Source organism: Paenibacillus solisilvae (assembly GCF_042656405.1).
In the GTDB taxonomy this organism is placed as follows: domain Bacteria; phylum Bacillota; class Bacilli; order Paenibacillales; family Paenibacillaceae; genus Paenibacillus_Z; species Paenibacillus_Z solisilvae.
Genome location: NZ_JBHSOW010000101.1, coordinates 1 through 16850, shown reverse-complemented (window position 1 = coordinate 16850; position 16850 = coordinate 1). Strand labels below are relative to the sequence as shown.

The following is a 16850-nucleotide window of genomic DNA, read 5'->3' as shown; positions in this document are numbered from 1 at the left end:
TTTTTGTTTTCTTTTAACAAAGAAAGGGGCTGGCCCGCAGGTCAATTTATTGACCTTATGGGACAGCCCCTTATTCTTTTTCTGTACTAGTAACCCTGTAAGCCTGATTTATCAGGCTTGTTCTTTACATATAGGCCGTCATTTCATTTTCCTTCAACAGCTCAACGATTTCTTTGACAGACTGCGCTTTGTCCTTGGGACATATGAGCAGCGCATCTTCGGTGTCTGCGATGATGAAGCCGTCTAAACCTATGGTCGTGATTAGTCTGCCATTGCCATAAATGATCGAATTCCGTGTATCTATACCTAGATGGTTCGCTTTTATTATGTTCCCCGCTTCATCCGGGGGGAAGATCGCGCCAAGAGCATCCCAGCTCCCGATATCATTCCAGCCAAATTGACCGGACAGAACAACGATTTCATCGGAGCGCTCTAATATACCGTAATCAATCGAAATGTTTTGCAGCGTTGGATAAATCTGATTAATGATTTCCTCTTCCTGTTCTGACCCCAGGTAGTCGCTGATTGGAAGCATCGTCTTATAGAGTCGAGGCAGGTAACGTTTGAAGTTATTAATAATAACCGATGTTTTCCAAATGAACATCCCGCTGTTCCACAAATAATTTCCGGAGGCCAGATAACCTTGTGCTTTCTGGAAGTTCGGTTTTTCAACAAACTCTGCGACCCCATAGACGGCTACAGGATTCGAAGCAATTGGCTCTTTGTCAAAAGCGATATAGCCGTAACCAGTTGAAGCGAATGTCGGTTTAATTCCGATGGTTACAATTTTGTCTGTTTCCATAGCGACCGTGCAGGCTTCGTCCAGTGTTAGCCGAAATTGCTCTTCATCGGTTATATAATGATCTGAGGGCAGGACAACCATTAATGAATCACCATGGGATTTTTCTATCGACAAGGCAGCAAATAGGATGCTGGCTGCTGTATTTCTCGCAACAGGCTCGATCAGAATATTACCTTTCAAGACACTTCTATGCATGATACTCTCCAGCAAAACCGCTTGGGAACGATTCGTTACGATAACTGTATTCTCCTGAGGGATAATGCCTTTGAAACGTTCTATCGTGTCGTTCAGCATAATGTCGTTTCCGCTTATATTCAGAAGCTGCTTCGGAGTCTCTTGTCTAGACAGCGGCCAGAAACGAGTTCCGCCCCCGCCTGCAAGAATCGTAGCAAATTTATTCATGGTGCATCACCAAATGGGCAATGGTGAAGGATATGATGCTTTCCGATCCTTGGTTAAGGTTTAACCCAGTCGAGTGAATGCCATCGTAGCAAGCCCCCGTTTGGGGATCAACGAGAGAAGTTTGAAATGAATTACGTCCGAGATACCATTCATAGCATAAGGCAGCTTGCTTCAGATAAGCGGGGTCTTGGAGCACAATCGCTGCTTCCTTGCATGCAAGCAGCATTTCGCAGGCTTCAATCGGCTGCTCATCGTAGGGAGCGGCTTGCCCGTCTCGCAGCTGCCAGCCATGGCTGCCGATCGGTTTATAGTAGCCTTCTTTTGAGAAGGTTTGGGAAGCTAGGAAATCCAAGCTTTCTTTGGCTGTTTGCTTCAAACTATAATTATCTGAATGATAGAACGCTTTTAATAAGGCCCATGGGAGCATGGAGTTACCGTAAGTAAGACTGTCTTCAAACCAATTCCAGCCATTTCCTTTATTGTTTTCGTATTGCGTATGCAGCTTTACTGCCACATTTTCGATCAGTTCAACTATGAATGCCCGGGGCAGAAAAGCCTTTTCTTCCGGAGTCGTTGGCTTATGGGGATAGGGGAAGGAGTACGATAAAGCATTTGGGGTTTCGAGCAAATAACTTAGACCAATGATGGCGTAAGCACGAGCACGAGGAGAACCCAGCGTATGAAGATACGGCAATGCTTGATTGATTAAATAACGGCAGGTATTCAGCAAATTATCGGGCAGGGAGGAGGAATGAGCAAGGGTGAATCCAAGTGCCCATAACGTGCGGCCTTGACAATCCTCTGAGCCGTGATCTTCTACGAATGATCGGTTGTAATCCATAAAATTTCGAAAGTTTCCCTCTTTATTTTGAGCATGATGAATGAAGGAAACATAAGTATAAATGAGGTTCAGCACACCGGTGTCTTTGCTGCGGCTGTACAATAAAACGGCTGCAATTAACGCCCGCGCATTATCATCTGTCGTATAGCCCTTTGAGCGATCAGGGACTCCAAACTTGGTATGTTGGAAAATCCCTGTATCATCGGTGATTCTGCGCATGTAATCGGTCTTAAACTGTAGAAGTGTTTGAATTCCCATTAAATCACACTCCTATTCGTTAACTCTGAGTTCGTTATATTATCTTTGAAGATTGCTGCATACGATTTGGCGATTTCACTCCACATCATGGTCTTGCCGAGCTCATGCGTGAGTTTTTCCATTTCATGTATTTGACTAGGATTATCCAACAGTTGGAGAATACAAGCTTCCAATGAGGCAGCGTCTCGGAAGTTTGCTAGCAAACCTCTGCCTTCTGCCAGCATTTCCTCCGCGTAGCGATAAGGAGTGGAAACAACAACTCTTCCGTAACCGATACCGTATGCCAATGTGCCGCTCACGGCCTGATCTTTGCTAAGATAAGGAGTTAAGTAGATATCGGACATAACTAGCGATTGAATAACTTCTTCCTGCGTCAATAGCTTGTCGACGAAGAGAACGTTACCGTTCAAACCAAATTCCTTAACAAGATCCATCAATTTTTGTCTATATACTTCGCCGGTCTCTTGTTTGACGACCGGATGTGTTTTTCCGAAAATAATATACAGCGCATCTGGATGGTGTTTGACCACTCCGCGCATAGCCTCGATGCTATATTCAATTCCTTTGCCGGGGCTTAAAAAGCCAAAGGTGGAACAAATTTTTCGGTTTCCAAAGCCATATTGTTCTTTAAGCTTAGCTCTGGATTCAGTTTGGACATCAGGTACGCCATGATGAATGAAAGCTACCTTTGTGCTGTCAATCCCATAGATTGAGATCAAATCCTTAACGGTAGACTGCGCCATGGTGATGACTTTAACACTTCTTTCCGCAAGCCTGTTCATGATAAGCCGCTGTTTGGCAGAAGGCTTGGTCAACACGGTATGATAAACAACGATATACGGAATACGCAGTTTCTCGACGAATGGAAGCAAATATACCCCGCTTTCACCCCCGTAAATTCCGAATTCATGCTGGATGACAAGAAGATCCACATTGGATAGGTTAAGATCATCGGCTGCATCCAAATAATCGGATAGTTTATGCTGGTCGATTTCCCTCATTACCTGATCCTGGTAGTAGTAGGTTTCATTGTTGTTGATAGCAATAATCCTCGGTTTATTGAAGCCTTGAATATGCTTGAGTTGATCTAATAGATCTTGTGTAAAGGTAGCTATGCCGCACTCTCTTGGCAGGCTGGTTCCCAGAAAAGCGATGTTTCGTTTACTGTCAGCGTTTCTCATATCAAGTATCCTCCATATAGGTATTGCGATTTTTGACAATAAAAAAAGAAAATAAAGTGGGCTTTATTTTCAATAGGGAAAGGGCATTTAGTTTTCAGAAAATTCTAAAATTTTTCCTGCATCCAATATATCATGACCATTTTTTCTTGTCAATTTATTGACTCTGCTCCTATTCCCCTATATATTGATTGAGGAGGTGGGTGTATGACAGTCATACGCAGTAAACTTAAAGAGGTCATGGAGAATCATGATCCCAAATTATCGATACGCAAGCTCGCAAAAGATGTTAATTATCATTTTGATTCTATTCGCCGAATGTATAAAGATGAGATGGTGCAGTATCCGAGAGATTTACTGCTAAAGCTCTGTATATATTTTGATGTGCAGCCCGGACAGCTTATTGGAATCGAAAAAGGTGTTGAAAACGATCGAGGTAAAGATGAATCGATTGCTCAACAGGAAGATCGCAATGAATAGGAACCTGATGGCTTAACTTGACAGCTTAATTGACTAGATTCTATGGTCATGTTATAATCTTAAGTGACAAGAATTTATGGTCAAAGAGAGCAGGTATTATCAATGAGTATATTTATTCAATTAAACAAGCGCACTGGTGAAACAAAATCCCACATGAATCAAGCAAGAAAACAGGGACGTATTCCGGCCGTGTTGTATGGTATTGGTAAAGATACTTTGTCGTTAGAAGTGAAAGAAACTGAAATGCTGGATATTTTGAAAACAAATCCACGGGCAATTTTGCAAGGCAAAACTTCCGATGAGAAAGTCATGCCGATCAAAGTTCAAAATATCCAAAGGGAAATCATGTCAGGCAAACTGCTGCATATCGATTTTCATCATGTGAACATGACGGAAAGCATGGATAGTAAAGTTACGATCCACTTCGCAGGCGAAGCGATCGGCGTGAAATCCGGCGGGGTACTGCAGGTAGACATATATGAAGTTGAAGTTCGCTGCATGCCTGGTGATTTGCCTTCTTCCATGGAAGTAGATATAAGCGGCCTGGATACAGGTGATCAGCTCCTCGTATCCGACCTGATCTTCAAGGATGGAATTGAAGTGTTGACGGATCCCAAGACGGTCATGATTCAGATCAAGAAGGTACATGAGGAAACAGCAGAAACGGCTTAATAGATTCAAGAATACAATCCCCTTTCAGCAAAAGTGTGAAGGATTATGAGTGAACCTTCATTTACTGCTTGAAAGGGGATTTTCTATTTGTTTATTGGCGCCGCTGAATCCGGGCATTACCGATACTGATGCTTGCGACTAAAGCGATGTATACGCATATCAATCCTGCCAAGAAGACATGGCTTAAAGCGACACTGACATCGAGTCGGTGCTCATAGTCACTGAGAAAGCCGCAGAGGGCGGATCCGCCTGCCAAGTCACCTCCCAAGAGGTGACTTTTTTCATTTAGGATAGGAGCTTTCATTTCGCAATCTTGCTATCTTATTCGTGTTCTCTTACCTTTGGAGTATGCTGAGGTGTAGTATGGATACGTGCCAATCAACTAGTGGATCAGTAATAGTCACTGGAGTGAAGAAAACTTGGGAACCGTAATAACGAAGTGTTTTGACTATGGACAGGACGAAATCGATGCATTGACAAGTGTAGATTCGGCACTCGGGGAAGCAATGATGCGACTCGGCAGGATCGAGCGTGTCATCATTCCCGATTTGTTCGCGGCTCTTGTCCATGCGATTGTTGGCCAGCTTATTTCTGCGAAGGCTGCCGTTACGATCTGGGAAAGAATGCAGATTCAATTTGGAGACATTACTCCGTCAAATCTTGCTATGCAGTCACCGGATGATATACAGAAATGCGGGATGACGATGAAGAAGGCGGTTTGCATTCATCAAATTGCCGAATCTGCTGCCAAGGGTGTTTTTTGTTTAGACGAGCTTTATGACTTGTCCGATTCGGAGGTCATTAAGAAGGTAATGACATTAAATGGTGTGGGGAAATGGACGGCTGAAATGCTGTTAATCAACGCAATGGAGCGTCCTGACGTAGTCAGTTGGGGGGATATTGCCATTCGGCGGGGGATGAAGAAACTATATGGCCATGATACGCTTACGAAAGAGCAGTTCGAACAATACCGGCAAAGATATTCGCCCCATGGCTCAATTGCTTCCATATACTTGTGGGAAATTTCATTTGAATAGGTGGACACACGGATGAAGCAGCTCTTATTTGAATTAGCTGATGCAGAATATCAGCGTTTTACTTCGGCATTGATTCCGAATATCAATAATGTGCTAGGTGTTCGGCTGCCAGAGCTGCGTAAGCTGGCCCGAACGATTGCTAAGGGAGATTGGCGTACGTATCTGAAACAGGCTGAAAATGAATATTTTGAGGAAGTCATGCTGCAGGGTATGGTGATCGGCTATGTGCAAGCGGATATCGGTGAAATCCTGAACTATGTGGCCGAATTTGTCCCTAAGATTGATAACTGGTCGGTTTGCGATAGTTTCTGTATCGGGCTGAAGGTTACGAAGCTTCATTTGGAAGAAGTATGGGATTTCCTCCAGCCTTATCTACAGTCTGCCGAAGAATATGACATCCGTTTTGGGGTCGTCATGCTGCTTGATTATTACATTGAAGCCGATTATATCAGCCGTGTTTTGCAGCTCCTGGACGGCATCAAGCATGAGGGGTACTATGTCAAAATGGCGGTTGCGTGGGCAGTATCCATCTGTTATGTGAAGCTTCCGCAAGAGACAATGGCCTATTTACCCAGCAGCTCGCTGGATGACTTCACCTACAATAAAGCTCTGCAAAAAATCACCGAATCCCTGCGAGTGGACGAGGAGTCCAAAATTCGAATCCGGAGTATGAAACGCAAATAAACAGAGCGATATCGCACTACTTAGCGTCATGAAAGATTATTCCCAAGCTGTATCTGGTTCCTGTTAAGACTGTGCTGACCCCATGCCGCAGCGTTGTTCTGTAATAACCGCGCGTTCCAAGCACCGGTCGATGATTCGTTGGAAAAATGAGACCTTCTCCTTGATTCAGTCTAATGACATGACCCCGGCTCTGCGCACGAGGCCGCTGCTCCGTCAATAGAAATTCACCGCCCGTATAATCTTCTTCCTGTTGACTGAGGAGGAACACCGCCTGGAAGGGGAAATACACCTTTCCATATAAATCCTGATGAAGACAATTGTATCCGCCCGCTTCGTACTTCAAAATCAATGGCGTTGACCGAAGCTGATCCTCTTGGCGGCATTGAACAAGAAATTCATCAAGCTTGGGCGGGTAGGAGGCAGTCTGGCCCAACTGCTCAAGCCATCGATTGGCTGCTGCTGCAAGAGGCGGATATAACTCTTCGCGCAGCTGCTGGATTAGAGCCGGGAGGGGAGCGTTGTAATACTTATACTCCCCGACGCCAAAACGATACCTTGCCATGTCAATGGTGCTTCTGAAGCGGTCTTGTATGTGATAGGTATCCATGATTTCTATGCATTCCTGATTCGTTAACATGGAGGGGAGCTTGGCGTAACCCTGTTCATCTAATGATAACTGCAGGGAAGGCCAGTCCAGCTCTGCTGCCCGCACAATGAGAGGGTTCGGCATACTATGCACCGCTCTTTACATGCGAGCCGTCTTGTTCCAATTGCAGGAGCAGTGTTTTCATGTCGAGCCCCCCGCGGTAGCCGGTTAAGGCGCCGCCTTTTCCGATTACACGGTGGCACGGTACAGTGATTAAGACCGGATTTGCGCCGATGGCAGCGCCAACTGCCCGTACAGCGGCCGGTCTTTGAATCTGCTCAGCAATGTCCGAATAAGATGCTGTTTCCCCATACGGAACCTTGCAAAGCGCGTTCCATACGGATAATTGAAATGGCGTACCGTAAAAATCAAAGGGGATTGTGAAGTTCTTGCGAGAACCCTGCAAATATTCAATGAGCTCGGCTGCAAACGGCTCAAGCTTCGCATCGTCTTGAATCAATGTACTGCCAGGAAAGCAAGCTTTCGACCATTCGCTCATTTCTTCGAAATTGTGATTTTGCGAGCCCACAAAACAAAGTCCTTTTGCTGTAGCCGCGATATGCAGCCTCCAGTCTTGATGTATTAACAATGACCAATACACGGGTAAATCTGATTTATTTCCCATTTGGGCGAACCTCCTCTAAGTTTCGGGTCTGTATTTGGCGATAGCCTGCCGGCGTGAGTCCCGTCTTTTTCTTGAACAGTGTAATAAAATAAGGCGTGTTTGGCATTCCCGCATAGCGGCCGATCTCGGCAATGGATTTATCCGATGTAACCAGCAGCTCCTTGGCATGGTCGATCCTTTTTTGCTGCAGATACATAACCGGTGTTATCCCCTTGATTCGCTTAAACGTCCGAAGCAAATGGTAAGGGCTCCCGTGCGAGATATCGGACAGAATCTTCAATGTTAATGCCTGTCTATAGTTCTTATCCATATATTCCGTAATCAAGGCGATCCATTCCTCGTCAGGCAATCGCTGGCCGGTGGGCCTGCATCGCTTACAGGGGCGAAACTTGGCGGATACGGCTTGCTCGGCCGTTTCGAATAATTGAATATTTTCTTTTCTGGGCGGTCTGGATTTGCAGGAAGGGCGGCAAAAAATACCCGTGGTCTGTACCGCATAGAAGAACTGGCCATCATACGAAGCATCATTGTTGAGGATAGCCCGCCACCTTGCATCGGGTAAATTATCCGCGTTTACTTGCTTTCCCATTGTCGTTCACCTCCCCAAACAGTATAACCCCGTCAATGGACATTTGTACGCATTTTCGATTATAAGAGCAAGATAACGAAACGAATAACTTGCTTGCTATAGGCAGTAATAATCAATATTATGGAGTAGGCAGGTGAATGGAATTCAAATGAGAGGTATGAAGGAGGTCGCAATTTGACTGAGAAAATCAAGGTAGGCATAGTCGGTCTCGGCTTTGGAGCAGAGTTTATCCCGATTTATCAAAATCATCCGCATGCCGAGATGTATGCGATTTGTCAGCGCAATGAGCAGGTGCTGAATACGTTCGGAGATCATTTTCAAATTCCGGTCCGATATACGAGCTATGAGGAAATGCTGCAGGACCCGAGCCTGGATGCTGTACATATTAATACCCCAATTCCAAATCATGCCGAACATGCAATCGCTGCATTGTTAGCCGGCAAGCATGTCGCTTGCACCGTGCCGATGGCAGCCTCCATCGAAGACTGCTGCCGTATAATTGAAGCGCAGCAAGCTTCGGGTAAGAGCTATATGATGATGGAAACCGCTGTTTTTTCCAGAGAATTCTTATATATCAAGAGCCTGCACGAGAGTGGGGAGCTAGGACGCATACAGTTTCTCCGAGGCTCCCATCATCAAAATATGGAGGGCTGGCCGGGCTATTGGGAAGGTTTGCCTCCTATGCATTATTCCTCTCATGCCATTGGACCTTTACTTGCGCTCGCAGGAAAGGATGCGGAGATGGTCACTTGTATGGGCTCTGGACAAATTGCTGAACATTTGGCTGCCAAATATGGTTCTCCGTATGCGGTGGAATCCGCTTTATTCAAGTTAGAGGACTCCGATCTGGCTGCAGAAGTTACACGCTCCTTATTTCAAACCGCCAGAGAATACCTGGAGAGTTTCGATGTGTATGCGGAGCACATGAGTTTCGAATGGCGCAGACTTGATCAGGAGAACCCTTTCCTTTTCCGTGGTGATCAGGGCCGGCATGCTGAGATACCGGATTTTGATTTCCTTCTGCCGGAAGGTATACGTGCTTACGCATCCGGTTGTCTAAATGATTTGGATGAGCACCGGGAGCTGGGACTCAAAAGACGGAGCAGTCATGGAGGCTCGCATCCTCATATGGCTCATGAATTCATCAGCAGTATAGCGGAGAACAGACAACCGTTCCCGGATGTCTTCACTGCTGCCAACTGGACAGCAGCCGGACTTTGCGCACACGAATCCGCACTTCGCGGCGGGGAGCCCGTTCGTTTGCCATTTGAGATAAGGAGGCGGAAGGCTTGAGAAGCGTCATCATTGTACATCCTGAATTTGACCGGACTTGGCCGTTTGCTGTCGAACGGCTGGTAGAGCTTATGCTGAATGACGGGGCAGTGGAATTAATTCGGCTGGAAGCCGGATCCGCCCGCAGGGCAAGTGAGGTTGTCCGGAGTCCCGAAACTGTAACCCGTTTGATCTGCTTGAATGCGGATATTACCGCTGACTGCATCGGCCGGTTTTCTTCGCTGCAGGATACCGTCATTGAGTCGACATTTCAACGCGCAGAGCCGGCACCGGCGATCATTGAAGTACTGAATGAACGCAACATACGGTGGTATACCCAGCCAACAGAAGGGTTCTGGAGCCAATCGGTCAGTGAGTTTGCGCTTGGCTTGACGATTTGTGCCTTACGCCGCATTCCGCAATTGCATCATGAAATAATCACCAGTACGCAGCCGTGGGACTATGATGTTCCCGGAGGCATTGGAAGACCGGGAGCAAGAGGCTTCCAATTCGGTGATGATAACCGGTTTGCGAATGGTACCGTTGCCGGCAAGCGGGTACGGATTGTAGGCGCAGGCAATATTGCAAGCCGCTATGCAAGCTTTGTCCATATGCTTGGCGCCGATGCTGCAGCATGGGATCCTTTTGCGACGGAACCGAGTTTTCATCTGGCAGGGGCGCGGAAGGAATGGCATTTGGACAAGCTGATTGCAGATGCCGAAATTTTTGTTCCAATGCTGCCGCTTACCGAAAAAACCAGAGGGATCATAACTGCCGGGCATATTCAAGCCCTCCCAAAGGGAACGCTGGTCGTGCTCGCTACGCGTGCGGATATTTGCGACATGAAAGTGCTTCGTGAAAGGGTATTGGCAGATGAACTCAGTTTGGCAGCGGATGTATTTGATATCGAGCCGCTGCCTGTAGACGACCCCTTGCTTGGGCGGCATAATGTCGTTCATACCCCGCATCATGCAGGGCGCACGAAGGATGCCAACTATCGCTTTGTTGAGAAATTATACGAACAATTTCAACCGCTTCAGCACTTATAACCTTGCTGATCAATGTCACAAATCATGATAGAATGGATGAAGGTCAATTGGCTGCATTTCGCCGCCTATGAGAACGATTGGTGAGAGGAGTTCTTTATGGCAGAAGATATTCTTATCCGCAATAATGTGAATATAACCGGCAGCGGTTCACAGTATATGATTTTTGCCCCTGGGTTCGGGTGCGATCAGAACATGTGGCGTTACATGGCTCCTGCCTTTGAAGATAATTACCGGGTCGTGCTGTTCGATTATGTCGGTTCAGGTAAGTCGGACCTTCGTGCGTATACCCCCGGCCGATACAGCCAATTGGATGGTTATGCCCAAGATGTGCTTGACATCTGTGAAGCCCTTGACATAAAAGATGCGGTGTTTGTCGGGACAATTTGAAACGATTTTAACGCGATCCAGCTCTATTTTTTATAAAATCGTCTTCTTTTCACTCATTAAGCTGAATGGAAAGATAGAGAATATGCATTTATCCTTACAAACCATTCATGGGATCGAAATTCCGATTCTCTTGCATGCCGTACGACTGGAGCGAGAAGGGGAGTTCGTTCACGATTTACAGATTGAACGCCTATGAGCGCATCGTGACCGCCTTCCATTACGATAAACCAGAACACACAGGATGAGGATGCCATGAAAACAAAACCTGTTATCAACACAAAGCTATCTGGGAGAATAATGATTACGATGGTCACGGCTATGGCCGGAGGGACCTTGTTTAATCTTCTGCATATGCCGATCCCATGGCTGCTCGGACCAATGATCGCCGTTCTGATCGGTTCCAATGTGTGGAAGGAGCGTTACGGTTGGCCTGGCTTGGCCAGAAACACAGGGATGATCATTGTCGGATATACAATCGGATTATCAATGACAGCTGCTGCGCTCCGGGAGATATCTCATCAACTTCCATCGATGCTGCTTCTAACGGTTCTATTGCTGCTCTTCTGCGGCGGCATGGCTTATGTAGTCTCCATTTTGGCGGGAAGAGATTATTTGACGATGCTTATGGGGAGTGTTCCGGGGGGATTGACCCAGGTCCTTTCATTGGCCGAAGAAACGGAAGGAGTCAACATAACGGTTGTGACCGTCATGCAGGTTATTCGGCTGATGACCATCATTATTTGTGTTCCTGCTTTCATATTCAGTCCATTGTTTGGGTACCATCATGCAGATTCGATCGCTGCCCAAGCGACTGCAGTTGTCAGTATGGACGGGACGAGCTTATTCCCCAACCTTTTGATTTTTGCTGCCGTTAGTATCCTTTGTGCGTTATTGGGCAGTAAGATCAAGTTCCCTACCGCCTATTTGCTGGGGCCGGCAATCGGCACAGCGGTTCTTCAGTTGATTGGCCTGCACGGACCTGCACTACCATCCTTTATCATCAGCGCGGCGCAGTTTATGATCGGGACTTATGTGGGAATGCTGCTGAGGCCAGGTCAGTTGACACATAAGCTTCGGACGATTTCCTTATCGATTCTGAGCAGTCTGGCGCTTGTTGCCGGAGCGCTCGGCTTCGGTCTGCTGCTGACCAAGTTTCAATCCGTTTCGATGTCGACGGCATTGCTGAGCCTGGCACCAGGCGGTATGGATCAAATGGGCATTATCGCTCACGAGGTTCATGCGGATTTATCTATGGTTGCAGGGTATCAATTATTTCGTACCTTCTTTATTTTCTTCGCAGTTCCGCCGTTGCTAAGACTAATTATTAAATATGCAAGGAATCAGGATGCGAAGAAAAAATTGGGCTCGAGGCTCAGATAGGTCCAGAATCGGGTTCCAGCAGGGGACAATCGGATGACTGAGGTGAAAATGGTTATGTCGAAGAATGATAATAACGAAATGAATAGTCGGAGTCATAACAGCGAGCTGCCGGAGTCTGATCTTCCAAGCGGATTGGCCAGCCCGGCGCGCCGGGCACTTGCTGGAGCTGGATACCAGCGGCTTGAGCAGTTCAGCAAGCTCACCAAGGCTGAGGTATTGCAGCTCCATGGGATGGGACCGAAGGCAATGAATCAAATGAGCCAAGCTCTGGCTGCAAAGGGTTTAACTTTTGCCGACGGTTTATGACATTCTAAGCCTCTAAAAACACAACTCATGTTCCTGTATCAGGGAGCGGATTTGCAGGAGCTTGCTTTAGGGCAGCTCCTTATTTCTGTTGTTGAAAGGAGAACATAATTTGCCCATATTATTCCAACCGTCTGACAATCGTTTCGAAATAGTTATTCAAAACGGCTGCTGTCAACGAAGTTTATTTTTTACCTTTCAATACAAATTGATTGCGGTAATCTCTGGGGTTCATTCCAGTTGAGCTCCTGAACCGGCGGGAAAAATAAGGCGGGTCATCAAAGCCGACTTCCGAAGATACAGCCGCTATGGATCTGTCGGTGGTCAGCAGCAGCATCTTGGCTTGTTCGATCCGGTATTCGTTCACATATTCATTCGGTGTACATCCGAATACGGTCCGCATGCATCTAGTGATATAGATGGGATGATAATGGAGTGCGCCGCGCAGCAGTTCATTGGTAATCATCATCCGGTAGTTTTCTTTTAGAAAAGATGCCGTTCTTTCCGCTAATTTGACGATGGCCGAATCCGGCCGATCCAGTTGGGAATCCCCGCACATCCGGAACAATAGATGGTGGAACGCCGTCTGCTGCTTCCAACAGCTTAATAAGTCGGTTTTGGGCAGCAAATTCAGCAGACCTTCCAATTCGCTGTACATCTCAAGAGGATTCGATAACGTCAGATACCGCGGCAGATGAAATTGGTATTGGTTTCCAATATTATTTAATGAGGTTGTGTCCAGGCCCGGCATTGAAGAGAGCTGGAATGGAGCAGTCTCATGCTTTTCCATCCAAGGAGAAGACACTTGAAAATGAAGCCAGTAGAACCGGGTTTCAGCTTCGCAGGCTTTCGTCGGGTAATGGTGCAGATCCGGTCTTAAGATGAGCGCTTGTCCGGCATCAAGCTGGATGTCTGTTCCATCCTCACCCATATATAATGTTCCTTTGGAGACGACGATTAAATCAAAAATACCGATCATATGCCGTTCGACATGCTTCATTCCAGGCCCAAACACGTCTTTTCCAGCCGTTAAAAAATGAGGAAGGGGAGGAACTTGTACTTTCAGCTCGTTCAGGTGCATAAGGGGCATCTTTCCTTCCTTGATAGTTTCGAATGTGTAAGATATATATGTAATCGCAACGTTTCTGCATTCATCCACTATATCCTGATGTCTTCAAACGTGTCAAAGATTTGATCATACTTTCTCATCGTTAGGCAGAAGTATGGATTGTCATTTGCATGTAGTTGCATTAGTTCCAAAAGTACAAGTTATAGTTGTGTTATTTCTTGTTTCGTAAGACTGAAACCTCTATATTAAAGGTATCATAAGGAGGTTTAAAGATGAGCCAACAGTTATGGAATTTATTTTCAAACAACTATCAACAAAACTGCCTCTCCTGGAACCATTCCCCGAATAACCCGGTTATTCCAGCAAGCGGAGACACGTGGAAGAGTATATGGGTGGCAAATCCGGATATTATTGGGTTTAACAACAAACAATTTCTCTATTATCGAGGAAATGGCATTATGCCAAATACGGACGGTCAGCGGCATGACCGGCTCGGTGCAGCTGAAATTATCAGCGTGACATCAGATTCGATCGAAATCAGGGAATTAAACAACGGAGAACCAATCGTAGACGTCGGTTTGCCGAATGAATTCGACAGCAAGGATGTTTTGGATCCGGCAGCTGTCGTATTTAAGGGACAGATCTTCATTTATTACTCAGCTATAGGAGATGGGCCGGATGCAATCGGGCTTGCGACAAGCCGGGACGGAATCACGTTCACAAAGGTCGGAAAGATTATGGACGGGCGGGCTCCTGCCGTTGTGATGAAGGACGATAAGATTTATCTGATCTATCAGCTGTACAGAAACAACGGATATCATCTCCATTTGGCTGACTCGGAGGATGGCATTCATTTTGAACCGGTTTCGGACGAGCCCATTTTTGCAGGCAAACCTGGGAACTGGGATTCATTGTCCATCGTTACCGCCCGATTGATTAAAGACGGGGATATCTATTATATGATGTATGGCGGAAGTTCTTATTTGGCTGATGAACCGGATTATTTTGGACTTGCCAAATCCTCGGATCTGCTGAACTGGGAGCCTCATCCCGGCAATCCGATCTTTGGGTGCGGAGCGATGGGGCAGGAAGACGGAGGAGCGATTTGGTTTCCGGCTTTAATAGAAACTGAAGATTCTTATGTGATTCTATACGAAGGAAGCCGGGGCAAGTACAGTTGGGACATTTCATCCCAGATCTGCATGTCCTCAATTCCGAAGCAAAAGTGACTCCCGCGAACTCCGTTTTGATCCTAACCGGCGGTAAAGAATGCTGCCAAGGATAAGAATCCGAATGATGCTCAACCAGTTCGTTTAGGCTGCCGATCTCGGCAGCCTTTTCAGCTTGCGGGTTGAAGCATGCAGCTCTCCATTATAAGCGGATAGGTTTGCGCTGTAAGTTTGATCAGCATATTCACGGCGTATTCACGTGACGCGGCGAAGGAGAAAGCTGGTGACAGCTTAATAAAAAGAGGTCAACCGGTAACAACCGGCTGACCCCGCAAGGGAGGATGGTTCACATTAAGTAACCATGCCTAAGTATGCTTAATGTCCCTGTTACATCATGGGCTGACCCTGCTGAGCAGGTGCTGGCATCTCCGAATAGGTTTTTTGACAAACCATGTTTGAAATCCGCGGAATGTACACCATTTCGCCTGCAGTCAATTGATTCTGGTTGGCTAGGTGTGAGTTGGCCTCCTCCAGAATGGAATGAGGCATATTATACCTGTGGCCTATCGAAGCTAACGTATCTCCAGCTTGGACTTGGTGCTGAGCGAAAAGCATGTCATTGGATTGACCATCCCTGAAAAAAGGAAAAAAGAATGGGGAAAAGAAAAAGAATGGAAATAAGGAACGGTTAGGGAAAAAGGGATGGCGAAAAGGCCGAAAGAATGGACGTCCGAAACCTCCACCAAAACCTCCGCCGCCGCCGGGAAAAAATCCACGATCCATAAGAAAACCTCCTATAAAGTAGTCATTTGACTATATAGGATATAGCCTTGGTATCAAATGTGTTACAAATCAATTTAAAAAAATGAATCCTGCGGCACGGATCGTCAAGATTGATGGAGATTGAGGATTGCCAAGCGGCAGTCCTTTTGCTTTGCAGATTCATATAGCTGCCTAACATCTTTTCGGATAAGATGAATGTCATAAGATGAGGGGGAGGTTAAGAAATGGTAGATGATGCGGTACCTTTTCCAAGCCATGAGGTATTGTCCATGTTTGGCGCCAATGTAGTCACATCACTGGGCGGCAGGATCAATCAGCATTGGCTCGTGAAATGCCGTGGCGAACTGCTGGTGCTGCGTCGTTGGTCTAAACCGGCTGAGGATATTGACTACGAAGTGGGACTGCTAAGGCGTATAGCTGCAATCGGATGGCCGGTCGCAGCCGTTGTGGAAGGACCTATCCGGCTCGAAGGCCAGATGTGGTGTCTATTCTCCTATCTGCCTGGCAATCCGCCCTCCGTCGTCGACCCGGTATCCGAGCAGCGTGTCCGGGGTAGGCTGCTGGCTCAGTTCCATGATGACCTTGCGAAGCTGAGCGATGTCAAGCAGCGCAGTAATTGGAGACGATGTGAGGAGATCCTTGGCGATCCGGCATTAGACGAGCTGCTGAGTGCCCATGAGAGGCAGACACCTGAAGAAGTACATCTATTGCGCTGGCATCTTGAGCGGGCCCGAAAGCGGGCAGCCGGACTGAAGCTTGAGAACCGGAGAGGCATCGTCATTCATGGTGATTTCACACCATGGAACCTGCGGTTCCAAGAAGGACGACTCTCGGGAATACTAGATTTTGAGCTGGCCCATCTTGACCACCGGGTCGGTGACTTCGCACTTGCATGGCGCGGGAAGCATGACGAGATTGTAAACGGGTATGATGAAGTATCGCCGCTTGAGCCGGAGGAATGGGAGATGCTCACACCGATGTGGTGGGCAGGTCTAATAGACTTGGCCTGTCAACACCTCGAGGAAGGAACCCAAGATGACGGCTGGATCATGAAGAAATTGTTAATACGATCCCCTTTGATGGGGCCTGATGCAGTTCCTTATCGTTAAAAAGCAGAAATGCCCGTTCTGATTTCTTAGGAATAGATCTATCATCTAAAGGGGCTGTCCCAAAAGCATGTAAATTCACACCAAAGGACAGTCCACTTTCTTAAAAAATGACCAG

Annotated in this window: 18 protein-coding genes and 1 pseudogene; 11 read left to right on the top strand and 8 right to left on the bottom strand. The window is 46.7% G+C overall.

The genetic code is table 11. From position 1 onward, the window contains the following. Positions 1–124: 124 nt before the first annotated feature. The 3 genes from ACFPYJ_RS26685 to ACFPYJ_RS26675 are packed head-to-tail and all read right to left on the bottom strand — an operon-like array spanning position 125 to position 3484. The gene (locus ACFPYJ_RS26685; protein WP_379191290.1) at positions 125–1204 is read right to left on the bottom strand and encodes a mannose-1-phosphate guanylyltransferase; all 1080 of its coding nucleotides are present in this window, start codon (positions 1202–1204) and stop codon (positions 125–127) included. Then, entirely contained in the window at positions 1197–2303 is a 1107-nt protein-coding gene (locus tag ACFPYJ_RS26680; protein ID WP_379191289.1) for a glycosyltransferase, read from the bottom strand. Before ACFPYJ_RS26680 ends, ACFPYJ_RS26685 begins: the two co-directional genes overlap by 8 nt. Continuing rightward, complete coding sequence (locus tag ACFPYJ_RS26675) at positions 2303–3484, bottom strand: glycosyltransferase family 4 protein (protein ID WP_379191288.1); 1182 nt, start codon at positions 3482–3484, stop codon at positions 2303–2305. Before ACFPYJ_RS26675 ends, ACFPYJ_RS26680 begins: the two co-directional genes overlap by 1 nt. A gap of 204 nt (positions 3485–3688) precedes the next feature. Here ACFPYJ_RS26675 and ACFPYJ_RS26670 point away from each other — a divergent pair, with 204 nt between their 5' ends. From ACFPYJ_RS26670 to ACFPYJ_RS26655, 4 genes are all read left to right on the top strand, one after another. After that, a complete protein-coding gene (locus tag ACFPYJ_RS26670; RefSeq protein ID WP_379191287.1) occupies positions 3689–3961 on the top strand; it encodes a helix-turn-helix domain-containing protein in 273 nt (90 codons plus the stop codon). A gap of 102 nt (positions 3962–4063) precedes the next feature. After that, positions 4064–4633 (top strand): 50S ribosomal protein L25, encoded by a 570-nt coding sequence (locus ACFPYJ_RS26665; RefSeq protein ID WP_379191286.1) that lies wholly within the window; start codon positions 4064–4066, stop codon positions 4631–4633. A 419-nt stretch (positions 4634–5052) separates the two neighbouring features. Further along, positions 5053–5670 (top strand): DNA-3-methyladenine glycosylase family protein, encoded by a 618-nt coding sequence (locus ACFPYJ_RS26660; RefSeq protein ID WP_379191285.1) that lies wholly within the window; start codon positions 5053–5055, stop codon positions 5668–5670. A gap of 12 nt (positions 5671–5682) precedes the next feature. Next, positions 5683–6354: a DNA alkylation repair protein gene (locus ACFPYJ_RS26655; RefSeq protein ID WP_379191284.1), complete on the top strand. Its 672-nt coding sequence runs from the start codon at positions 5683–5685 to the stop codon at positions 6352–6354. A 16-nt stretch (positions 6355–6370) separates the two neighbouring features. On the opposite strand, the gene ACFPYJ_RS26650 is transcribed toward ACFPYJ_RS26655, so the two are convergent. The 3 genes from ACFPYJ_RS26650 to ACFPYJ_RS26640 are packed head-to-tail and all read right to left on the bottom strand — an operon-like array spanning position 6371 to position 8214. After that, positions 6371–7084, bottom strand: a complete 714-nt coding sequence (locus ACFPYJ_RS26650; protein WP_379191283.1) for a 2OG-Fe(II) oxygenase — start codon at positions 7082–7084, stop codon at positions 6371–6373. 1 nt (position 7085) lies between these two features. Next, complete coding sequence (locus ACFPYJ_RS26645; protein ID WP_379191282.1) at positions 7086–7625, bottom strand: methylated-DNA--[protein]-cysteine S-methyltransferase; 540 nt, start codon at positions 7623–7625, stop codon at positions 7086–7088. Beyond that, complete coding sequence (locus tag ACFPYJ_RS26640; RefSeq protein ID WP_379191281.1) at positions 7615–8214, bottom strand: bifunctional transcriptional activator/DNA repair enzyme AdaA; 600 nt, start codon at positions 8212–8214, stop codon at positions 7615–7617. The genes ACFPYJ_RS26645 and ACFPYJ_RS26640 overlap by 11 nt, the downstream gene beginning before the upstream one ends. A 174-nt stretch (positions 8215–8388) precedes the next feature. Here ACFPYJ_RS26640 and ACFPYJ_RS26635 point away from each other — a divergent pair, with 174 nt between their 5' ends. The 5 genes and pseudogenes from ACFPYJ_RS26635 (at position 8389) to ACFPYJ_RS26615 (ending at position 12608) form a co-directional block, all read left to right on the top strand. Continuing rightward, positions 8389–9507, top strand: a complete 1119-nt coding sequence (locus ACFPYJ_RS26635; protein ID WP_379191280.1) for a Gfo/Idh/MocA family protein — start codon at positions 8389–8391, stop codon at positions 9505–9507. Next, positions 9504–10535: an NAD(P)-dependent oxidoreductase gene (locus ACFPYJ_RS26630; protein ID WP_379191279.1), complete on the top strand. Its 1032-nt coding sequence runs from the start codon at positions 9504–9506 to the stop codon at positions 10533–10535. The genes ACFPYJ_RS26635 and ACFPYJ_RS26630 overlap by 4 nt, the downstream gene beginning before the upstream one ends. 96 nt (positions 10536–10631) lie before the next feature. Further along, positions 10632–10913: pseudogene (locus ACFPYJ_RS26625) on the top strand (alpha/beta fold hydrolase); the annotation flags it as partial. 261 nt (positions 10914–11174) lie between these two features. Continuing rightward, positions 11175–12302: an AbrB family transcriptional regulator gene (locus ACFPYJ_RS26620; RefSeq protein WP_379191278.1), complete on the top strand. Its 1128-nt coding sequence runs from the start codon at positions 11175–11177 to the stop codon at positions 12300–12302. A 33-nt stretch (positions 12303–12335) separates the two neighbouring features. Then, positions 12336–12608: a helix-hairpin-helix domain-containing protein gene (locus ACFPYJ_RS26615; protein ID WP_379191277.1), complete on the top strand. Its 273-nt coding sequence runs from the start codon at positions 12336–12338 to the stop codon at positions 12606–12608. Between the two features lie 181 nt (positions 12609–12789). On the opposite strand, the gene ACFPYJ_RS26610 is transcribed toward ACFPYJ_RS26615, so the two are convergent. Next, positions 12790–13695 carry a helix-turn-helix transcriptional regulator gene (locus ACFPYJ_RS26610; protein WP_379191275.1) on the bottom strand — a complete coding sequence of 302 codons (906 nt, stop codon included), beginning with the start codon at positions 13693–13695 and terminating at the stop codon, positions 12790–12792. A gap of 251 nt (positions 13696–13946) precedes the next feature. On the opposite strand from ACFPYJ_RS26610, the gene ACFPYJ_RS26605 reads away from it, so the two are divergent. Next, entirely contained in the window at positions 13947–14903 is a 957-nt protein-coding gene (locus ACFPYJ_RS26605; protein ID WP_379191274.1) for a glycoside hydrolase family protein, read from the top strand. A 327-nt stretch (positions 14904–15230) separates the two neighbouring features. Here the strand turns inward: ACFPYJ_RS26605 and ACFPYJ_RS26600 are convergent, their stop codons facing one another. After that, on the bottom strand, positions 15231–15626 hold the full coding sequence (locus tag ACFPYJ_RS26600; protein WP_379191273.1) for a LysM peptidoglycan-binding domain-containing protein: 396 nt from the start codon (positions 15624–15626) through the stop codon (positions 15231–15233). 224 nt (positions 15627–15850) lie between these two features. Here ACFPYJ_RS26600 and ACFPYJ_RS26595 point away from each other — a divergent pair, with 224 nt between their 5' ends. Beyond that, on the top strand, positions 15851–16735 hold the full coding sequence (locus ACFPYJ_RS26595) for a phosphotransferase enzyme family protein (protein ID WP_379191272.1): 885 nt from the start codon (positions 15851–15853) through the stop codon (positions 16733–16735). The last annotated feature ends 115 nt before the right edge of the window (positions 16736–16850 follow it).